The organism is Shewanella marina JCM 15074 (genome assembly GCF_000614975.1).
Lineage (GTDB): Bacteria > Pseudomonadota > Gammaproteobacteria > Enterobacterales > Shewanellaceae > Shewanella > Shewanella marina.
Genome location: NZ_BALM01000019.1, coordinates 23,223 through 43,267, shown reverse-complemented (window position 1 = coordinate 43,267; position 20,045 = coordinate 23,223). Strand labels below are relative to the sequence as shown.

At 41.8% G+C, this 20,045-nt stretch carries 14 protein-coding genes; 8 read left to right on the top strand and 6 right to left on the bottom strand.

All coding sequences use genetic code 11. The features are described 5' to 3' along the window. The first annotated feature begins 3 nt into the window (after nucleotides 1-3). Genes rsmE through JCM15074_RS14040 form a run of 3 tightly spaced genes read left to right on the top strand, consistent with a single transcriptional unit; the run spans nucleotide 4 to nucleotide 3,041 of the window. Nucleotides 4-735, top strand: coding sequence for a 16S rRNA (uracil(1498)-N(3))-methyltransferase (rsmE, locus tag JCM15074_RS14050; protein ID WP_025821771.1), 732 nt, complete (start codon nucleotides 4-6; stop codon nucleotides 733-735). A gap of 27 nt (nucleotides 736-762) precedes the next feature. Next, the gene (gene gshB / locus JCM15074_RS14045; protein WP_025821770.1) at nucleotides 763-1,707 is read left to right on the top strand and encodes a glutathione synthase; all 945 of its coding nucleotides are present in this window, start codon (nucleotides 763-765) and stop codon (nucleotides 1,705-1,707) included. 26 nt (nucleotides 1,708-1,733) lie between these two features. Beyond that, nucleotides 1,734-3,041: an alkaline phosphatase gene (locus JCM15074_RS14040; protein WP_025821769.1), complete on the top strand. Its 1,308-nt coding sequence runs from the start codon at nucleotides 1,734-1,736 to the stop codon at nucleotides 3,039-3,041. Between the two features lies 1 nt (nucleotide 3,042). Here JCM15074_RS14040 and JCM15074_RS14035 read toward each other — a convergent pair whose 3' ends face one another. The 3 genes from JCM15074_RS14035 to JCM15074_RS14025 are packed head-to-tail and all read right to left on the bottom strand — an operon-like array spanning nucleotide 3,043 to nucleotide 7,091. Then, nucleotides 3,043-5,526, bottom strand: a complete 2,484-nt coding sequence (locus JCM15074_RS14035) for a putative bifunctional diguanylate cyclase/phosphodiesterase (RefSeq protein WP_025821768.1) — start codon at nucleotides 5,524-5,526, stop codon at nucleotides 3,043-3,045. A 4-nt stretch (nucleotides 5,527-5,530) separates the two neighbouring features. Continuing rightward, a complete protein-coding gene (locus JCM15074_RS14030; RefSeq protein ID WP_025821767.1) occupies nucleotides 5,531-6,688 on the bottom strand; it encodes a TonB-dependent receptor in 1,158 nt (385 codons plus the stop codon). After that, nucleotides 6,678-7,091 (bottom strand): hypothetical protein, encoded by a 414-nt coding sequence (locus JCM15074_RS14025; protein ID WP_025821766.1) that lies wholly within the window; start codon nucleotides 7,089-7,091, stop codon nucleotides 6,678-6,680. Before JCM15074_RS14025 ends, JCM15074_RS14030 begins: the two co-directional genes overlap by 11 nt. A gap of 248 nt (nucleotides 7,092-7,339) precedes the next feature. On the opposite strand from JCM15074_RS14025, the gene JCM15074_RS14020 reads away from it, so the two are divergent. The 5 genes from JCM15074_RS14020 (at nucleotide 7,340) to JCM15074_RS14000 (ending at nucleotide 12,964) form a co-directional block, all read left to right on the top strand. Further along, on the top strand, nucleotides 7,340-8,359 hold the full coding sequence (locus JCM15074_RS14020; RefSeq protein WP_025821765.1) for a class I SAM-dependent methyltransferase: 1,020 nt from the start codon (nucleotides 7,340-7,342) through the stop codon (nucleotides 8,357-8,359). Between the two features lie 3 nt (nucleotides 8,360-8,362). After that, complete coding sequence (locus tag JCM15074_RS14015) at nucleotides 8,363-9,460, top strand: site-2 protease family protein (protein ID WP_025821764.1); 1,098 nt, start codon at nucleotides 8,363-8,365, stop codon at nucleotides 9,458-9,460. A 264-nt stretch (nucleotides 9,461-9,724) separates the two neighbouring features. Then, the gene (locus JCM15074_RS14010; protein ID WP_025821763.1) at nucleotides 9,725-10,354 is read left to right on the top strand and encodes a 2OG-Fe(II) oxygenase; all 630 of its coding nucleotides are present in this window, start codon (nucleotides 9,725-9,727) and stop codon (nucleotides 10,352-10,354) included. Between the two features lie 548 nt (nucleotides 10,355-10,902). Further along, the gene (locus JCM15074_RS14005; protein ID WP_025821762.1) at nucleotides 10,903-12,207 is read left to right on the top strand and encodes an aromatic amino acid transport family protein; all 1,305 of its coding nucleotides are present in this window, start codon (nucleotides 10,903-10,905) and stop codon (nucleotides 12,205-12,207) included. A 142-nt stretch (nucleotides 12,208-12,349) separates the two neighbouring features. Then, nucleotides 12,350-12,964: a DUF2799 domain-containing protein gene (locus tag JCM15074_RS14000; protein ID WP_025821761.1), complete on the top strand. Its 615-nt coding sequence runs from the start codon at nucleotides 12,350-12,352 to the stop codon at nucleotides 12,962-12,964. A 67-nt stretch (nucleotides 12,965-13,031) separates the two neighbouring features. Here JCM15074_RS14000 and JCM15074_RS13995 read toward each other — a convergent pair whose 3' ends face one another. The 3 genes from JCM15074_RS13995 to JCM15074_RS13985 form a co-directional block, all read right to left on the bottom strand. Continuing rightward, nucleotides 13,032-15,833, bottom strand: coding sequence for a M16 family metallopeptidase (locus JCM15074_RS13995; RefSeq protein ID WP_051536905.1), 2,802 nt, complete (start codon nucleotides 15,831-15,833; stop codon nucleotides 13,032-13,034). Then, complete coding sequence (locus JCM15074_RS13990; protein ID WP_025821759.1) at nucleotides 15,833-17,518, bottom strand: ABC transporter ATP-binding protein/permease; 1,686 nt, start codon at nucleotides 17,516-17,518, stop codon at nucleotides 15,833-15,835. The genes JCM15074_RS13995 and JCM15074_RS13990 overlap by 1 nt, the downstream gene beginning before the upstream one ends. A 99-nt stretch (nucleotides 17,519-17,617) precedes the next feature. Then, a complete protein-coding gene (locus tag JCM15074_RS13985; RefSeq protein ID WP_084267020.1) occupies nucleotides 17,618-19,993 on the bottom strand; it encodes a TonB-dependent receptor plug domain-containing protein in 2,376 nt (791 codons plus the stop codon). Nucleotides 19,994-20,045 lie beyond the last annotated feature (52 nt).

Genomic DNA, 20,045 nt, shown 5'->3' with positions numbered 1-20,045 from the left:
TAGATGAGTGTTTCAAGAATTTACCAAAATGCGCCACTCGCGGTTGGCCAAAGTTACAACTTAGATGAAGATGGCGCAGCCCATATTGGTCGAGTATTGCGCATGCAAGCAGGCGAGCAAATTGGACTATTTAATGGTGATGGTCATGATTACCTTGCTGAAATCACACAAAGCAGCAAGAAAAATGTCACCGTCAGCATCTTATCAAGTACCGAAAATAACTCAGAATCACCATTAGATATCCACTTAGGTCAGGTTATCTCCCGTGGCGATCGAATGGACTTCACCATTCAAAAATCAGTTGAGTTAGGTGTGACCACTATTACACCACTATTTTCAGAACGCTGCGGCGTTAAATTAAGTGGCGAGCGCTTAGACAAAAAAATCCAACAATGGCAAAAAATCGTCGTCAGTGCTTGCGAACAATCAGGCCGAAGTTTTGTACCACAAATACGCCCCGCAATGGACTTACAAGCTTGGTGTAGCGAACAAACTAGCGCAACAAAACTGAATCTGCACCCACGTGCTAAATTTGGTATTAACGGCCTATCACTGACGAATAATAAAGTGCGTTTACTTATTGGCCCAGAAGGCGGATTATCAAGCCAAGAGATCGATATGACACAGGATTTTGATTTTACTGAAATTCTGCTTGGCCCTCGAGTACTAAGAACTGAAACCGCTGCGTTAACGACCATTAGTGCTTTGCAACTAAAATTTGGCGATATTGGCTAATAACGGATTAACTGAAAGGAAAACAATATGATTAAACTTGGCATCGTGATGGATCCCATCAGTGGTATCAATATTAAAAAAGATTCAAGCTTTGCAATGTTATTAGCCGCGCAAGCGCGAGGCTATGAACTGTATTACATGGAGATGCAAGATTTAGCCATGTTAGACGGCGTTGCAATGGGCAAAATGGCTAAGTTAACCGTAAAAGATGATCCGCAAGACTACTATCAGCTAGAAGCTGCTGTTGATACGCCATTATCTGAACTTAACGTCATTTTAATGCGTAAAGATCCGCCATTTGATACCGAATACATTTATGCGACCTATATGCTTGAGCGTGCTGAAGAATTAGGAACCTTAATTGTCAATAAACCACAAAGTTTGCGTGATGCTAACGAAAAGCTATTTACGGCTTGGTTTAGTGAGTTTACCCCAACCACATTGGTGAGTCGTGATGCAGCACGTATCCGTGACTTTTATGCCAAGCACCAAGACATCATTGTCAAACCACTTGATGGTATGGGCGGCAGTTCAATTTTCCGTATCAAACCCAATGACGCCAACCTTGGGGTGATTATTGAAACCTTGACTAATCATGGCCAACAGTACGCAATGGCGCAAACCTTTATCCCTGAAATCACTCAAGGCGATAAGCGTATTTTAGTGGTTGATGGCGAACCCGTACCTTATGCATTGGCTCGTATTCCAATGAAAGGCGAAACTCGCGGTAATTTAGCCGCAGGTGGCACTGGCGTTGCGCAACCATTATCTGAATCAGATTTTGCCATTGCACGTGCGATTGGCCCAGAGCTGAAAAAACGTGGTTTGATCTTTGTAGGCCTTGATGTAATTGGTGATAAGCTCACTGAAATTAACGTCACTAGCCCAACGTGTATTAAAGAGATTGAAGCCAGTTTTGATGTTGATATTACGGGCATGCTAATGGATGCCATTGAAGCTCGCCTGCAATAATAGAACACATTATAAGGATATAGATTATGCGGTTTGTATATGCTCTACCGGTAGGTTTATCACTGTTATTAGTGGCTCAAGCTCAAGCAGCAACAGGCTTAATACCTGCCCCTACAGTGCCTAAAAATATCATTATTATGGTGGGTGATGGCATGGGACCCAGCTTTACCAGTGCCTATCGCTACTATAAAGATGATCCTGCTACCGAAGAGGTAGAACAAACCGTATTTGACCGTTTATTAGTGGGCATGGCATCAACCTACCCTCACAAACAAAGTGGCTATATCACTGACTCAGCGGCAGCCGCGACGGCATTAGCCACAGGGGTTAAGACCTATAATGGTGCGGTCTCGGTTGATATTAATCAGCAGCCACTGAGCACCATTATGCAGCAAGCGAAAGCGCGTAATATGGCCACAGCCATTGTGGTCAGTGCGCCAGTGACTCATGCGACTCCCGCCGCTTTTTTAGCGCACCATAAAGATAGAAAGCAAGCCAAAGAGATTGCTAAGCAATATCTCAATAGCGATGTTGATCTGATGCTTGGCGGTGGTAGAGCTAACTTTAGTCAGTCATTATTGGAACAATTTAAGGCCAAAGGCTACCAGTTGGTTGAAAGCCAAGCTCAGCTTGAAGGCGTTAATACGGGTAAGGTTATTGGTCTATTTGCCGAACAACAACTGCCATGGCGCATTGATCAGCCACAAGCCATCAATATTAATCAACTCACCGATAAAGCGCTGCAACTCCTTAGCCAACAAAATCCACACGGGTTTGTGTTATTGGTTGAAGGGAGCTTGATTGATTGGGCTGGACACAGCAATGATATTGCCACGGCAATGCATGAAATGGATGAATTTGCCAATAGTATTGAAACCGTTGAGCAATTTAGTCGCCAGCACCCAGATACCTTAATGGTCGTAACAGCGGATCATAATACTGGTGGATTATCGATTGGAGCCAACAGTAAATACCAGTGGGATAGTGCCTTAGTTAAAGGAATTAACGCCTCACCCAATGCGATTGCTACTCAGATAATCGACCAACAAGATTGGCAGCCAATAGCAACAAATTTGTTAGGCTTTGAATTAACGGCAGCAGAGCTAGAGCAGCTCAAACAGGCGCGTATGCAAGGCCAAAAACTGCTCACCAATAAGCTTAAAGATATTATTAACCTACGCAGCTATACGGGCTGGACAACCCATGGTCATACAGGGGTTGATGTGCAAGTGTTTGCCACAGGTCCAGGCGCGCAACTGTTTAATGGTCATCAAGATAATACTGACATTGCCGACAAGCTGATGTCGCTATTGCCCGCTAAGACTCTGAAATAAGCTAACTGCCGACCTTCTGCATTGTGTGTGGTTCTGGTTCAGCCACTGGCCACACACAATCTGTATCCATTTTCGCCAGCGTTTCAAAGATAACTTTTTCATGCTGAGGCTTGGAGTAAAGATAACCTTGCGCTAATTCACATTCCACCTTCGATAAGAAGTCCACTTGCTCATAGGTTTCGACCCCTTCTGCCACCACTATTCTGTTTAGGTTGTGGGCTAAATCAATCACAGTTGAAATAATATGTGAATCAACACTATTGGTTAAAATCCCTGAGGTAAAGCAGCGATCAATTTTAAGCACATCAAACGGTAACTGTTTTAGGTAACTTAATGATGAGTAACCCGTACCAAAGTCATCAATTGCAATCCGTACCCCGAGCGCTTTAAGCTCTTGCATTACACGGCGGGCTTCGTCTAACTGTTCAATCACACTCTCTTCCGTCACTTCCAATAATAATGATTGGTGTGGAATATTGTGCTTATCTAACTCACGTTGAATATACTCGATTAACCCCGGACTCAAATAGTGCTTGGATGACAAGTTAATCGCCATATAGAGATCTGACCAACCTTGAGCAAACAACTTTGCCAATAACGCAATACCTTCCACAATCACATAATTACCGACATCGATAATGGCATCACTGGTCTCAATATCTGGAATAAAATCATTCGGCATAATCAAGCCACGGCTAGGATGATTCCAGCGAATCAATGCTTCAAAACCTTTTACCTTACCCGTACTAATTTCAATGATTGGCTGTAAGAACAAATCGAGCTCTTTATCAGCCATAGCTCGACCAATATCTTGTTCGATCATCATCCGATTATTGGCCTGCATCAGCATATCATCGGTAAAAACTCTAAAGTTACTGCGGCCAGCAGCCTTAGCTTTATACATTGCCAGCTCAGCTTTTTGAATAAGCTGCTCAGCTTCCATTTGCGGATACTTACAGTAAGCAACGCCAACACTTGTCGTGGTAATAATTTTATGATTGCCGAGAATAACAGGCTCTTGCAGTGACTCAAAAATCTTGTGGATCACGCGGCGTACATCTTGGTCATTACGCAAGCCTCGTAACAAAATTAAGAACTCATCGCCACCTTGCCGAAACACTGTGTCCATCGCCCGTACGCTGCTTTCAAAGCGCTTGGACAAGATAATCAGTAATTCATCACCTTCACTATGGCCTAAGGTATCGTTAATGCGCTTAAAATCATCTAAATCAAGGAACAGCAGAGCAATTTCATTATGAGTTCGCCCCACACAGGCAATCGCTTTATTCAGCTCATGTAATAACATTGATTTGTTAGGCAAGCCGGTCAGGCTATCCATCATTGCTTGGCGTCTTAGCTCAGCAGTATAGCCTTCAACTTCTTCCTCTAAATCTTGTAATTTATCGGTCAGTGACAAGGTAGCATCGTTAATCAGATCTATCTCATCAACCACCATATTATCTTGCTTAGGAAAAGCATCACGTAGCTCATCGAATCGGTGTTCAGCTAATAAAGGCAGTAATTTAGCGTGTTGCCCCAAACGATTAACCGGTAACCAAGCAAACACTAATACCAAACCGGAGGCGAGTACCAAGGCAAATAACAAGGTGCCAATTAAGTTAACCTGAAAACGATTAATAATAGATTGCCACTCAGTCACATCAGAAAACACCAATAACATCGGCGAACTGATCGCCTTCTCATCTAACTTAAACGACCACAGAGTTAACGTTTTGCCATCCAACTCATAAGTCCGGTTAGATTTAATTATTTGCTGCCAATCCCACTTCTGTTCAGCATGATCTAGCAGTGATATGCCCACCTCACGATTAGATAAACTGTATAAATCATGTCCCCAAAAACCCTGTTTACCATTAGTGAATTCTGGCCCTAATACGGCGAGTTCATACTCACCATTCATCCGAAAACGAGTCAACATTTCAGTTAAGTCAGAGCCCATTAATAACAAGTGCATTTTGCCTCTAAACAAGGTCGGCACTAGTACTTGCAAATTACATTGCACCTCACAGACAAAACGCCACTGCGGCCGATCGATATATTTAAGGCCATTAATCCAATTAAAGGTATTTTCATCAGCGTCTTTACCCACCGCGGCTAAGGTATGGTAATCGGTATTAAATAACGTCAGCGACGTTAAGCCCCAGAATAGGCGCATGTCAGACCAATATTGCGCAAAAGATTGCTGAAATTCTTGCTCAGTTTGCTCTGCAGGGATTTGATTCAATAACAGGGTAAATTGCTGCGCCGAAGTGGTTGACTGATCAACCACTTGGGTCACGGTAGTATGCAAGTTTTGCTCAAACTTGTTTTTTTGATTCTGTAAAATAAAGTGCTGCTGTGTCAGCAGCTGTTTATAAGCAAATAGCCCAAGCATTATGCCAACTAACATCAGCATAAATAACACACTCAATAACAGTTTCCATTTTAAGCTAACAAACCATAAGCGAGACTTGCTTGGACTCATTCAATCACCATTGAAAACGATAAGAGAGCTGCATTAAAAAGATTGACCAATCTTTAGCTTGTGTCATCGGATTAGGTGCGGCAACAGGTGCAACCCAAGACGCTCCTTCTATTTGATGATATTCAGCTGCTAGCATCCAATCATCGGCAAAAGTCCAGCGACTTCCAAAAGTCCAATCATGAGTGTAACCATAATAGGGACCCCAAGGTTTATTTCCCCCATCAGGATAATCTTTGTTTGCTATATGATCATCATAACGGATAAACAGCTCGACATTTTCTGGTAGATAAAAACGCAAATCGATGTAATAACCTTGCGAGTCATACTGAGATGTATCAGTTGCAGAGGCCAGCTCGATACCTTTAAAGCCATTATCAACAAAACTATATTCTGCCGTAATTTCGAACCAGTTATAACGATATTGAATCGAGCCTACAACACTCTCTACACTGATTTTACCATCTCGATATGTGTTGTTATTAGCGGTATGAAAACCAATAGCCGCTTTATAATAGGTCAAACCTAAATGTAGATAATCGCCTTGATAATCTAAATCGACAGCGTAATACTCTTCAGAATCAAATTTACCCAGTTCACTGCTACCTAATACATTTTCGGTAAATTGATCGGTTACACCTAATTGACCAATGGTGGCATGCCATTCAAACACACCATCAAATAAAATATGCTTACCAAATAAGTCTCCACCGTCTACATGCAGCTGTGAATCCCTAAAGTAATCAGAGTAAATAGATTGTGGTAGCATAATGCTTGGACGACCAAAAGGAACATCACGAGTACTAGAATAAAAGCCTAACTCGTTTTTAGTACGCCCTAAACGCAAGCCTAAAGTACTATTCTCAAACACAGGATAACTGTACTCAGCAAATAGGTAATCAAACTCAACATCATCATCGGCAAGGTTACCAAACTGACGATAATTAACCGCACCAGCAAAGCGAAAATGTTCCCATGGACTCCAAGAACCAGCAAGCCCTAACTCTGATGCTTTGAATGTGTCACCTTTATCGCCCACAATAAATTGACTGTCCTCAACATTGACATAGCCTTGACTGGCATAACCATTTAATTGCCATGTTTTTGCGGCCACTGGTGTGCTTGCCAATAGCAAGGTACAGAGCAAAATCGATTTATTCTTCAAATTGAAATTCTCCCTGTGGGAATGAGGCATGGCTAGAAATATAACCAATAGCACCAGGGGTATTGCGTACTTTACCCATCATTTGCTGCTCTGTTTTGACAATTTCAGGACGGTCCCCCGTACCTGAATAAACAGAGCGATCCCAACGCCGTTGTAGCATAAATGGCAACATATCGAGTTCTTCAATACAGAACTCACGATGTAAATCAGAATCAGGAGCAAGCACAAAGACTTTGATGGCTTGGCCATCAGGCCAATACAGTTTTTGACGGGAAAAAATCAAACGAAGTTCTTCAGCAGATATGGCTGAATTATCGACTGACTCATTTAGTATCACCTGCGCAGCAGATGTTTGCGGACAAAATAGAAATAGAATTAACGTCCATGTAACCACCAGGCGCATCCCAAGTCTCCCTACTTGTTTAACACATCAACAGACCCTAGTTTGATATGACAACAATGGTCTAATGATAAAAAATAGTCAATATAATACGCAACAAAGGTTAACAAATAGTACAAAAGACTAGTGCTTCAATCCCATATTTTAGCCAATATCTTCACCCTCCTAGAGGGCGCATAATCCAGTGATGCCTTAAGGATCATAATGCGTATATAATATGGCTCATTATTTATTGTTATGAGCATCTTTCTGTGCTGTCTAATCCGTCACAAACACTATTACGTAATGCCCACCTTGTTAAAGGTCAAAACGTATTAATGCTTAATATTGAATCTGATCATGCAGCGCAAGCATTGCTTGAACATGCCAATGCAGTAACGGCACTGGCATTAGATTTCAATCACTATCAAACAGTTTATCGGTCAAAAGTTGCTAATCTTGATGTTTTTTTTGGTCATCAACTGCCGCACCAACAAAAGTTTGATAGTGTTGTTATTTACTATCCAAAAGCCAAACCCCTACTCGCCTATTTACTGCAACTTGCAGCCCATCACTTAAATCATGATGGTCAGCTGTTAGTCGTAGGTGAAAATAAAGGGGGCATTAAGTCATTTGCTAAACAGCAAAGTTGTTATTTTGATCAAGCTTTTAAGCTGGATAATGCACGCCACTGCTTACTTTACAGTGCCAATCAAATTGCCGATGCAAAAGCGATTGATCTTGCTGACTGGAATAAACCTTATACCCTTTCCACACCACAGGGCGAAATTACCATTTGTAACCTTGTGGGCGTCTTTAGTGAAAAGAAATTAGATGCTGGCACCGAGTTATTGTTGGAGAACTTACCAACACTACAAGGTCGCGTACTTGATTTTGGCTGTGGCGCAGGAGTCATTGCAGCATCACTACTTAAAGCACAAGCAGATTTACAAATAGAATGCGTTGATATTAATGCAATGGCACTAGCGTCATGCGAGCTAACGTTAGCGGCTAATAATATGCAAGGTAAAGTCTATGCATCTGATGGCTTAAATCAAACCCAAGGTCAATTTGATGCCATTATTTCTAATCCACCTTTTCATGATGGTTTAGCCAGCACCACAGATATTGCCCATCGTTTTGTCGCTGACAGTGCCAAAGCGCTGACACCTAGCGGCCAATGGCAAATCGTTGCCAACCGTCATTTACCTTACAGTGATGTGATTAGCCAATACTTTGGCCAAGTTAATGTCATCGCCGAAAATAATAAATATAAAGTCTACGTGAGATAATAATTGGAACTACTTAATACACAATGCTTAGGCAAATCGCTGCGTTTAGAAGCTTCGTTAGCGGGTTGGCAGCAACTTTTTTGGGATAATACGCCAGTATCAGTAATCCAAGCATCAGCTGACAATCAAGGTGTTAAAACCCATGAGTTTGAACTGACTAGCCACAATGAACAAGGTGAGACTGAAACCATCCACATCAAGTTTGAATCAAATGTGCAATGGCAACCTTTTGCATTTAGTTATCACATTTGGGTCAATGGACAGCCACTCAGTCAAGGCCAGCGTGATATCAAAGATATTGAGCAACAAACCCCGGTCACGCCGCCATCAGTACCGACAAAATTTAGTTTAGTTGGGTTAATGTCACTGGGCTTTAAGCTATTAAAAAGCGCCAAAGTCATCAAAGTGGTATTGGCCGGTGCCAGTGTTGCAGCTTATTCATGGTTATTCTCATTTCAATTTGCACTGGCATTAATTGCTTGCTTAGTTTTTCATGAGTATGGTCATATCCGTGCGATGAAACATTTTGGTATGAAAACCAAAGGGATCTATTTAATCCCATTTATGGGCGGTTTGGCCTTAAGTGATGAGAAAATTAATACCCGCTGGCAAGATGTGGTCATCTCCATTATGGGGCCGACTTTTGGCTTATTGATGTCAGTAATATCACTGATTGCTTATGAGTTAACGGATAATCCATTTTTTGCAGGTTTAGCTGCATTTAATGCATTACTGAACCTGTTTAACTTACTGCCAATCTTACCCTTAGATGGTGGCCATATTTTAAAAAGCATTAGCTTTTCAATGAACACCACAATGGGCCTTATTGCCTGTATTGTAGGAGCATTGTTTGGGGTCTATATCAGTTACACCCTCGGCTTAGCGTTATTAGGATTTTTGCTGTTAATTGGTAGTATCGAAATTGGTGTCGAATGGCGTAGTCGTCATCAATCACACCTCATTCCATTAGATCGATATGGCCAGATTTTCTCAACCATATGGTACCTATTAACTGTTGGGGCATTGGTTGCCATTATTTGGTATTTTGCTAGCAGTGGTGATGAACTACTGGGACTACCACTTAAAATCCTACAAAGTTAATCACAATCACTTTAAATTGCAGGTTTTACTCAGCCGAGTCAAAACCTGCAATTGTCATAATAAATGCTCAATATTCGATCACAAAACCCGCCTTGCAATCATGATTAATCAATAAGTAAAACCTAATAAAAACAGGTGCATCAGCATGTATCAACATAAGCGAAATTTAATCGATTAACGCATTGTATTCGCTAAACCCGCCCCATAGAATCCGCCCAATTTTGACTAAGCCAATCGGCTTTTTGCTATTTTTGGGGTGCAACAATGACATTTCAATTAACAGAAACAATATTAGATACCATTGCTGATAGCTTGGTCGAAAATGGCTATATCGTATTATCAGATCAAATCCCAGCCGAAGTTTGCCAAGCACTACTTGGTAAAGTTCAGCAAAGTGAATGGGATGACTATAAAGATGCTGCCATTGGTCGTGGCCGCGATCAACAAACTAACCAGCAAATACGTAGTGACCAAATCAGTTGGCTCAGTCCAACCGATACTATCGATAATCAATATCTATCATTAATGGAACAGCTCAAAGAGGGCATCAACCGTCGTCTTTATATGGGACTATTTGATTTTGAAAGCCATTATGCGATTTATCAACCTGGGGCATTTTATCAAAAGCATATCGATGCGCTGCCAGGTACTCGTAATCGCATTCTCACCTCAGTGCTATTTCTTAACCCTGACTGGCAAGAGCAGCATGAAGGTAAATTAGTGATCTTTGATGATAAGGATCATGAGCTCGAAGTTAGGCAAGTTGCCCCTAAATTTGGTAAATGGGTGGTATTTCTCAGCGAACGCTTCCCCCATGAAGTGTTGCCAACGACAGTTAACCGCTATTCAATTGCGGGCTGGTTCCGAGTTAGTAGCAGTCAACACGGTTTTTAACACAGAAAATAAACGTTATTTATGCAATTTAGGTGCGTCTCAAGGCGTACCTAAAGCCCCTCTCTTTCGCTATATCTTATAAGTATTTTGAATATGTAACCTATTAACTATAAGGTAGAGTATTACACCCTTTATATTCTGAATAATCAAAGTGTTAACATTAAACTCAAATCTCACTTTCATCGCAACAAAAGCCCATTACCTCACCCTTTATCGATGTTGTAGCAACTAACAATTTAGCAAATATTTTTTGCATAAATTTAGCTTAATCGTCATAGGTTACTTATTTAGTATTACATAAATTCAAATAAATTATTTTGCAAGTAAATTTGCACGTTTGTGTGGTTGATTTTGCAAAACTAACCAAAAACTAAAAAAATAAACCTATTTTTAATGGGTTGAGACTTAGATCTCGATATTTGTATCTATTTATTGAGTATTATCTCACCGCCAATTATTCAAATATATTTGCAAAAATCACAAGCGACTTGAAAATATAGCCAAGCGACTGACTGAGATGCAAAGTAAAAAACACTAAAGGTTAAAATATGAAAGCAGAAAATACCGCTGCAACCTGGACTGATGTAGATCGCTCCAATAGTACTGCCTGGAAAGAAGCAACTCGTTTTGACAGCACCGATTGGGGCTGGATTATCATGAGTATTGGTATGGCCATTGGTGCAGGTATCGTGTTTTTACCTGTACAGGTAGGTCTAATGGGTTTATGGGTATTCTTACTGTCAGCAGTCATTGGTTACCCAGCCATGTACATGTTCCAACGTTTATTTATTAACACTTTAGCTGCATCAAAAGAGTGTCAGGATTACCCAAGCGTTATTTCAGGTTATCTAGGTAAAAACTGGGGTATTTTCCTAGGTGCCCTTTACTTCGTTATGTTGGTTATCTGGGTATTCGTATACTCAACAGCAATTACTAACGACAGTGCATCATTCCTACAAAGCTTTGGTGTTACTAAAGAGTTGCTATCTCATAATCCATTCTATGGTCTAGCATTAATTTGTTTATTAGTGGCATTAGCTTCTCGTGGCGAGAATCTGCTATTCAAAATCTCATCATTTATGGTGCTAACCAAGCTTGGTGTAGTTGCACTACTAGGTATCATGATGATTAGCAAGTGGGATACCGCTAACATCATGGCAGCACCAGCTGCAGGTGATATGGTAAAAGACGCCATTGTAATGCTTCCTTTTACTTTAACTTCAATCCTATTCATTCAAAGCTTAAGCCCAATGGTTATCTCTTACCGTTCAAGAGAAAAATCAATTGAAGTTGCTCGCTTTAAAGCAATGCGTGCAATGAACATTGCCTTTGGTATCCTGTTTGTAGTGGTATTCTTCTACGCAGTTTCATTTACGCTAGCAATGGGTCATGACCAAGCTGTTAAAGCTTCTGAAGAAAATATCTCTGCACTAGCAATGGTAGCGCAGGGTGTTCCAGGTAATACACTTAAGCTATTAACCTTAACCCTTAACATCTTTGCTGTAATGACTGCTTACTTTGGTGTGTATTTAGGCTTCCGTGAAGCGTGCCAAGGTCTAGCAATTAACGTATTAAGCCGCTTCGTTGCTGAAGATAAGATCAATAAGCAGCATGTGGGTTACGGCATCATGATCTTTACTATCTTATTATCTTGGGGCGCTATCGTACTTAACGCACCAGTATTGAGCTTCACATCAATTTGTAGCCCAATCTTTGGTTTGGTAGGCTGTTTAATCCCTGCATACTTAGTATATAAAGTACCTATGCTACACAAATTTAAAGGTGCATCGTTATACATCATTATCGCAACGGGTTTACTACTATGCGTATCGCCGTTCCTCGCATTTAGTTAGGTCATCGATAGCGATTAGCTAACCACTAATCACCCAACTTATAACGCTCCTTCGGGAGCGTTTTTTTTATGTCCATGCATAAGTTGTAACAGCAGCTTGATACAATTTATAATGGCGGCTTTGCCACCTCGCTTGGATTGTTATGACTGCAACACTCGCCCGAATATTGTTAATCACCTCTTTAATGGCAGCGCTAAACGGCTGCGCAGTTATGAATGAAGGAGAGTGTAAAAATGCTAATTGGTATGCAATCGGCTTTCAAGATGGCAGTCAAGGTGCTTCCGCCAATGCGGCTGGTAGCCGTAGTTCTGCCTGTGCTGAATACAATGTCAGACTTAACTTTAATGAATATCAGCAAGGCTATAACCAAGGGATTAAACAATTTTGTAATGCCAGCAGTGGCTTTTATGCCGGCAGCAATGGCTATCAATATCAAGGCGTATGCCCAAGCCAACTCGCGCCTGATTTCCTCACAGGTTATCGCCAAGGTCAGCAGCTTTATCGAGCGAAACAACACCTCAGCCAAGCAAAACAAAAACTTGAAGATGCTCAGTTTGAAATAGACAGTCAGCAACAGCAGTTACAAAACCTCAAACAAAAGCTGATTTATGGTGACTTAACGCCAGCGCAAAGACAGCGAATCCTTAATCAAATAGAACAGCTTAATGACAATAAACACGATTTAACTCAGCTACAACGTCAAGTGGATCGTGCTCAATATAAACTGCAAGATCTCAAGCGTCGCTTACATTATTAGCAATAGAATAAAAAATGCCGCTAATTTATAGCGGCATGTTAATAAAGATTAAGCTAATTTAAGCGCACTATTTTTGCGGTAAAAGCAGCGTTTCAAAAGTTAATGCTGACTGGATAAATTCATTATAAGTTTGATTAACTCGCTGCTGATTAACGCTATTGTTGGCTTCAGTCGCTAATGACAATTGTGATAAATCACCATCACGCATATACCAAGTCGTCATCTGCTCTAACCACCCCAAATTGCCGCGACTATAACGCATCAATTCATCTTTCATTTGCTGTTGTTTATTAGCCACACTGGTTTGTGGGAAACCTTGTGATTCAAGCGTTAGCATCACTTGTCTCGTCAGCGCTATTAGCGATTCAGCTCTTGCTGGGTCACAGGCAAATCGAACTAAACCATTAGCAATCGCTTCATCGTGACGTTGCCATAACCAGCTCGTGACACCATATACCCCACTGGCCTCTTCCCGTAATGCCAAACGCAGTTGCTCCTGCAACGCGGCGCTCACAATCTCCAAGTCAAACTCAGCATACTTACCTGTTAATTTAGGTGCAGTATAGTAGATCTCAACTTCCGCTCTTGGCTCACGCGAAATTGACATGGTTAACCGCTCTGATGGCGTATGTGGGTATAAACGCCAAGACGTTGATGCACGATGTTTAACGGGGGTTGATGCTAAATATTGATCCATCAGACGCAGCAGTTGCGGCTCTGGCAAATCCCCCACAATAAAGTAAGTAAAGTCAGTTTTAGCCAAAATGTATTGCTTATAAAGTGCTGCCAACTGACTGGCCGATAAGGCTTCCATTTCAGTGGCAGTAACACTGTAAACCGTTGGCATATCACCAAAACGTTGTCGCTCCACCTCGCGCACAAAGATCTCTTCTGGATCCGTTGCTACCACCGCCAATCGATTTAATGTGTCATGCTTATATTGAGCAAAAAGTTTGTCATCAATCACCACATCTTGCAGCTTAAACCTAAATAACTGCAATAACGTAGCAAAGTCATCTGGTGTTGACCAACCACTAAAACCTTGTTGTTTATTGTCTAGAATGGTTGACAAAACAATGGGGTAAACCCCTGTCGCATCAATCAACGTTTGCTCTGGAATAAGCCCAACGCCAGTATCATCCGCAAGATTAGCCGCTATGCGTAAACCATGATAATCCTGCTGCACAATACTGTTTAAACCACCTTGAGTCAGGGCTTTAAAGTGTACTTCACCGGGACTTGCATCATTAAAACTGTAAAACAGGCGGCTGCCATTACTCAGTCGATACTCTTTTACTTTACCCTGCTGCCAATCACGAACAAACTGGCTGCTACCTGCAACGGTTGTTAGCGTGGGTAATTGGGCATCAACCTTACGCACTTTATAAGCAGGTTGAATAGTCGTCATACTCTGTTGCCAAGCTTGCGCAATATCGGTTTGTGTCAATAGCTGTGGCTTACTCGTAAATCCAGCGACACTGGTCATAAGCGCTAATCTCGCTGGCGGAGCAATCAACTGTTTAAATGCTTGATTAATTTCAGCGCCGTGCAATTGCGTTAATAGTTGCTTTGATAACTGCTTTTGCGCCGCATCACCAAGCCAACGGCCATTGGTTGCCGCAGTCACCATTAAATCACCTGCAAGATCGATGCTATAAGTCAGTACATCTTGATTATGCTGGTTTAACTTAAGCAATCGCTCTAGCTCATGATCAATTTCAGCCTGACTAAAGCCCTGTTGATTTATCTGTGCTAACTGATTAAACAGTACTATTGCCGCCGCTTTATAATCTTGATCATGCAATTGCAGTGTAAACACATTTTGACGGACATCTCGGCCTACGGCACTTGAGAAAAAGTTAGCAGATTCAATCCCAGCAGGATGTTGCTTCTCCCACTCTTGTAGACGTACATTTAACAACCTAATCGCAATTTGACGAGCTAAGTCTTGACGATAACTTGCCAAGCTGACCTCGGTGAGCATTGGTGTAAAAAAGCTTAGCTCCAGTGACGGCGTATCCATGCCCACTTCACTCACCTCAGCCACTCGCCAATGGTTAATTAAAGGAACCTGATAATCAATCTTCTCTAGTGGCGTAATCGGTTTCGCTAAAAAAGCTAATTTGTGTTGTAACTGAGTCATTACTTGTGTGGCGTCAATGTCGCCAGCCACCACCACTGACATATTATCTGGCCGGTACCAACGTTGATAAAAATCGGCTACACGCGCAGTCGGCACATGTTTAATGGTCTCAGGATCACCAATAGGATCTCGTAAAATATAGCGTGAGCCAGCCATCTCAATAGCAGACTTTTTATCGCCTAAACGTAACATAGGACCTAAACGAGCACGCCACTCCTCCAAGACAATGCCACGCTCAGCATCTAAATCTCCGCGATTCATACTTACACGCCCCGCCCAATCGGCGACTACAGTTAAGGCTAAATCAACTGTTTCGGGCTTATTATTGGGTAAATTAAGGGTATAAACCGTATTTTCAAAATCGGTAAAGGCATTAATATCAACACCAAACTTCATACCTGCATGTTCCAGAGCATCTATCACACTGTTACCGGGGAAGTTCGCACTGCCATTAAATGCCATATGCTCAACAATATGGGCAACGCCACGTTGATCATCATCCTCATTCATTGAGCCGGCATTGACCACTAAACGAATATATACCCGCTCGTTAGGTGATTGATTGGGCGCAATATAATATTTAAAACCATTATCTAACTGGCCGATAATGACATTCGGATCTTGCTCTGGTAATTGAAGTTCTGTGATGCTGTCTCGCAACTGACAAGCTGATAACAATAAGCTACTGACCAGCATGACTGCTGCACTAAAATAATATTTCATCATTAATTCTCTACCACTAAATTACCATCACGAAGCTGTAACTGCTTGGCCATTGATTGCCGCTGTTGATGATGATTAATTTCAATAATATGACTCTCTGGCATTCGTAATTTAAGCAATTGATACAAGCTCGCCGCCGCCGTTTTATCAATGGCACTAAATGACTCATCTAAAAATAGCCACTTAGGTTGATGCAGTAAGGCTCTTGCCAGCATTAATTTTTGTGCTTCACCACCACTGAGGCGGGCTTGCCAATGGTCAATCTTGTCCAGCTCATCAGCTAAACCATTTAGACCTACATCGGCCAATGCTTGCTGACATTGATTGGCACTGTATTTATCACTATTAGCGGGATAACACAGTACTTGCTGTAAACTGGCATAAGCCAAATAAGGGCGCTGTGGAATAAACATGCAAAGGTCTTTTTTAGGCATACTGATATGGCCGTTAAAGTAAGGCCAAATGCCTGCAAGTAATTTAAAGAAGGTACTCTTACCCGCGCCGGATGCTCCAACTAGCATGGTATGCTTTGCCAGCGTTCCCGCATCACTTTGCAACAAAGGCGCTTGTTGTGGATCATGTAAGGTCAATGCTTGCCATTGAGGCTGCTCGCTTTCAGTAAATCGAGTCACATCGGGTAATTGCTCTAAATTAACTGAGAAGGTAATCAAGCGATTGGTCACCGCGCGCCATTGGGCAACCTCTTCATATGAGTCAACAAACCAACTAAAAGCTTCTTGTACTCGATAAAAGCCCGTCGCGGTTTGCATCATATCGCCCAGCTGAAGTGCTCCTGTCATCATCCTTGGGGCCGCAACAAGATAAGGGAAAATTCGAGCAACTTCGTTATAAGCACTATTCAGTGCGTTATAGCGCATCTTCATCATGGTTAACTGTTGCCAATTATCGAAAATACGTCCAAATAACTGACGAGCGCGTTTTTTCTCAACTTGTTCGCCCTGCTGAATCACCACTGATTCACCATGTTCACGCACACGCATTAAATGAAACCGAAAATCAGCTTCTACTTTCTCTTGATTAAAATTAAGCGGAATAAGATTACGGGCAACTTTATGGGTCAGCCAAGTACCTATCACAGAATAGACAATCGCAACCCACACCATATAACCGGGGATATGCCATTGTTCACCGGCAAACTCAAACTCTAAAATGCCTGACAAACCCCATAAAATAACGATAAATGAAAATAGGCTCGTCACGGTACGCAGTAACCCTAACCCCATTGATAAGGTCATATCACAGAAGGTTTTAATATCTTCGGTTATACGTTGATCTGGGTTATCGCTGTCTTTACTGCAAAGCTGATGTCGATAAATATTGTTATCCTTCATCCACTGTTCAATAAAGGCATAAGTAAGCCAGCGGCGCCAACGGATCCTTAAGGTTCGACGTAGATACTCCTCAACTAAATCCACCAGCATAAATACCAGCATCAGCAATACAAACTGCCCCAACATCGGCCAAAATAATTGCCAAGCTTTATCTTGCATAAGGTTAAAAAATTCGCGATTCCAATTACTGTAAAACACTGCAATTTCAACGGTTAGATAATTAAGCGCGACCACGACTAACAACAGTGACCATGCGATCCATTTTTCACTGCTACGCCAATATGGGGTAATGAGAGACCATACCTGTTTGCGGAATGGTAGATTATTTAACTGCATAATAAATATTCAAAAAAAGAAAAAAGAAAAAGCGAGCAAGACGTAATAGCAACCCCATTTAAATAATGGTTGCGATTACCTTGCTCGCTACAAGAGTGATTAGAATTGGTATCCGAGCTCTAGCCAGAACTGGCGGCCGGGCGTATAAAGACCATAATCTCCATTATTACGGCTATGTTTACTGCCAAATTGACGTACTTTATTTAGCACATTTTCAACATCAAATTGGACATACATCGACTGCCCCGCAAACGGTGGCTGCCAACGTAAACGACTATCCCACTGAGTATGAGTGCCATAGTCATAAGCGTAATAAGTTGGGTATTGTGGATCCATCACCGATTCATTCTCTTCAAAATCGCGAACCGGTGCTTTTAGGTAAAACTTATTTGACCAAGTCACATTCCACATCGGCAGTGTCATATCGACACCAGCACGGACTTGCCATTGCTCTTTTGAACTATTAACCGCGCCTTCCATCTCACGTCGAGTCATTAACTGACCATCAAGGATCACTTGCTCGTTACTAAGTGCAGGATCATTGAGATCATTACGCGGCGTATCCATCCAATCCGCACCAATACTGACATTCCAATGGCTAATCCCTGCCACTAACGGCTCAATATTAGCCACTTGTATAGTGTATAAATCGACCTTATATTCTTCGCCATTTTGTAATTGCTTAATGGTGACTTTATTTTCACCTTCCCCAAAACTGGTGCTCAGTGGAATTAAGCGGTCTTGATAATGGCGCTGGTTATAACGTAAATTAACCGTCCAATTATCCAATACTTGCGTCACGCCAAAGGTAAACTCATCACTGTAAGGTGTTTTTAAATTCCGGTTGGGGATCGTCATCACTTTACGATCAAGCTGAGCTACTTTTTCAGCCAATGCCATTGATGCAAATGAACGGCCATAATAACGATTTAAGCCCATATCTAAGCGAGTATCAGCCAGCGCTTGCCATGTCATTGCAAAACGGGGCGAAAGGTTAACATCGTTAATATAATCATCATGTTCAACACGGATACCTGGGCGGAACTGCCAATCCCCCCAACCAATATTATCTTCCACATAGGCACTATATTGGCGATATTGGCTCGAAACTTTACCGGCTACAGCATGTCCATAATCATCAAAACTCCAATCAGGCATCACAATGGTATGCACCTCGGATGTGACGGCTTTAGGGCGATAGAAATCATAATCTGTTTGCGTGAAACCGATACCAGTACGGATTTGATGTTCTGTTGCTCCCAGTACAAAACGGTCAAGAGTATAGTCAGTAAGTAGTTGGATATTGCGTTGTTTTAATTGACTATCACCATAGCCACCTACTTCATAATGCAATTCATTCCATTCATCATGAGTCGTTTCAACATGGTAACTATTAGAGTCACGCTCATCGATAAACTGATCGAAACCAGCACGAACCGATAAACTACCGCTATCTAGCAATTGCTGTAAATGTAAGGTCGTGCCGTAGGCTTTATGGCTATCAGTGAAGTTATTATCTATATTTTCAAGTACGTATAACTGCTCTTGATATTGAGAGGCTCGTAGATCCCAATCAATACGAGTGCGCGTATTCGGTGTCCATGCAAAATTGACCATGGCATTATCAGAACGACGTGTTTGATCTTCATGCCCCTGTTCACCCTTAGCATTTAAAGTACGTGCTTGACGAAGTGATGAATCTCGGCGACTCAACCCGACGACCATCCCAAGTTCATCGGTAAGACCTTGCTGCAGCATCATATTGTAACTATTTTTACGATAATCCGGCTGAAAAGTGGCTTCATAACCAATCGGTTTAGCCTCATCTACCTCAGCAGCCATATTGCTATCAGTCTGCATTGATGCCCATTCACTACGGCTAGTGCGATAATTCAAAGAAACACCATTAACACCTTGGTAAGTTTGTGTTTCAGCAACAACTGCGCCACCGGTAAAGCCCCCGAGGTTAGCCGGAATATTACTGTCATAAACGGTAATATTAGACAGCATATTGGCATCAAAAAAATACGCCTGTTCATTACTCATGCCCGGTAAGGTTCTGGCATCCTTATCGAACAGTTCACCTGTCGGATCAATATCATTATTAATATTAATGCCATTAATTGAGTAAGCTGTTTGAGAAGGTTCAGCACCATTAATCGATACGCTAGCCGGTTTTATTTCCCCTCCTTGGAAACCATCCTCATCAGTTTCAAAGCGCACATTCACATTAGACTTAAGCATGTCACTTAAATTGCCATCGCCAGATGGGGTGCGACGAATAGCTTCCTCATCAAGGCTATCTTTACCAGTTAAGCCATCATGCTGGCGATCTCGCACCTTGATGATGGTTTGCGTATTGGCATTCGATATCTGACTATCATCAGCTGGCGCGGTAGCGGCATAAGCCATCACAGGCCCATAAAGTCCTGCCCAAATACAGAAAGATAATGTGGATTTTTTGAAGTTTGTCATCGATTAATTATCATCGTCAGCATTAAGTTGACTGCACATTAATGATAATCAT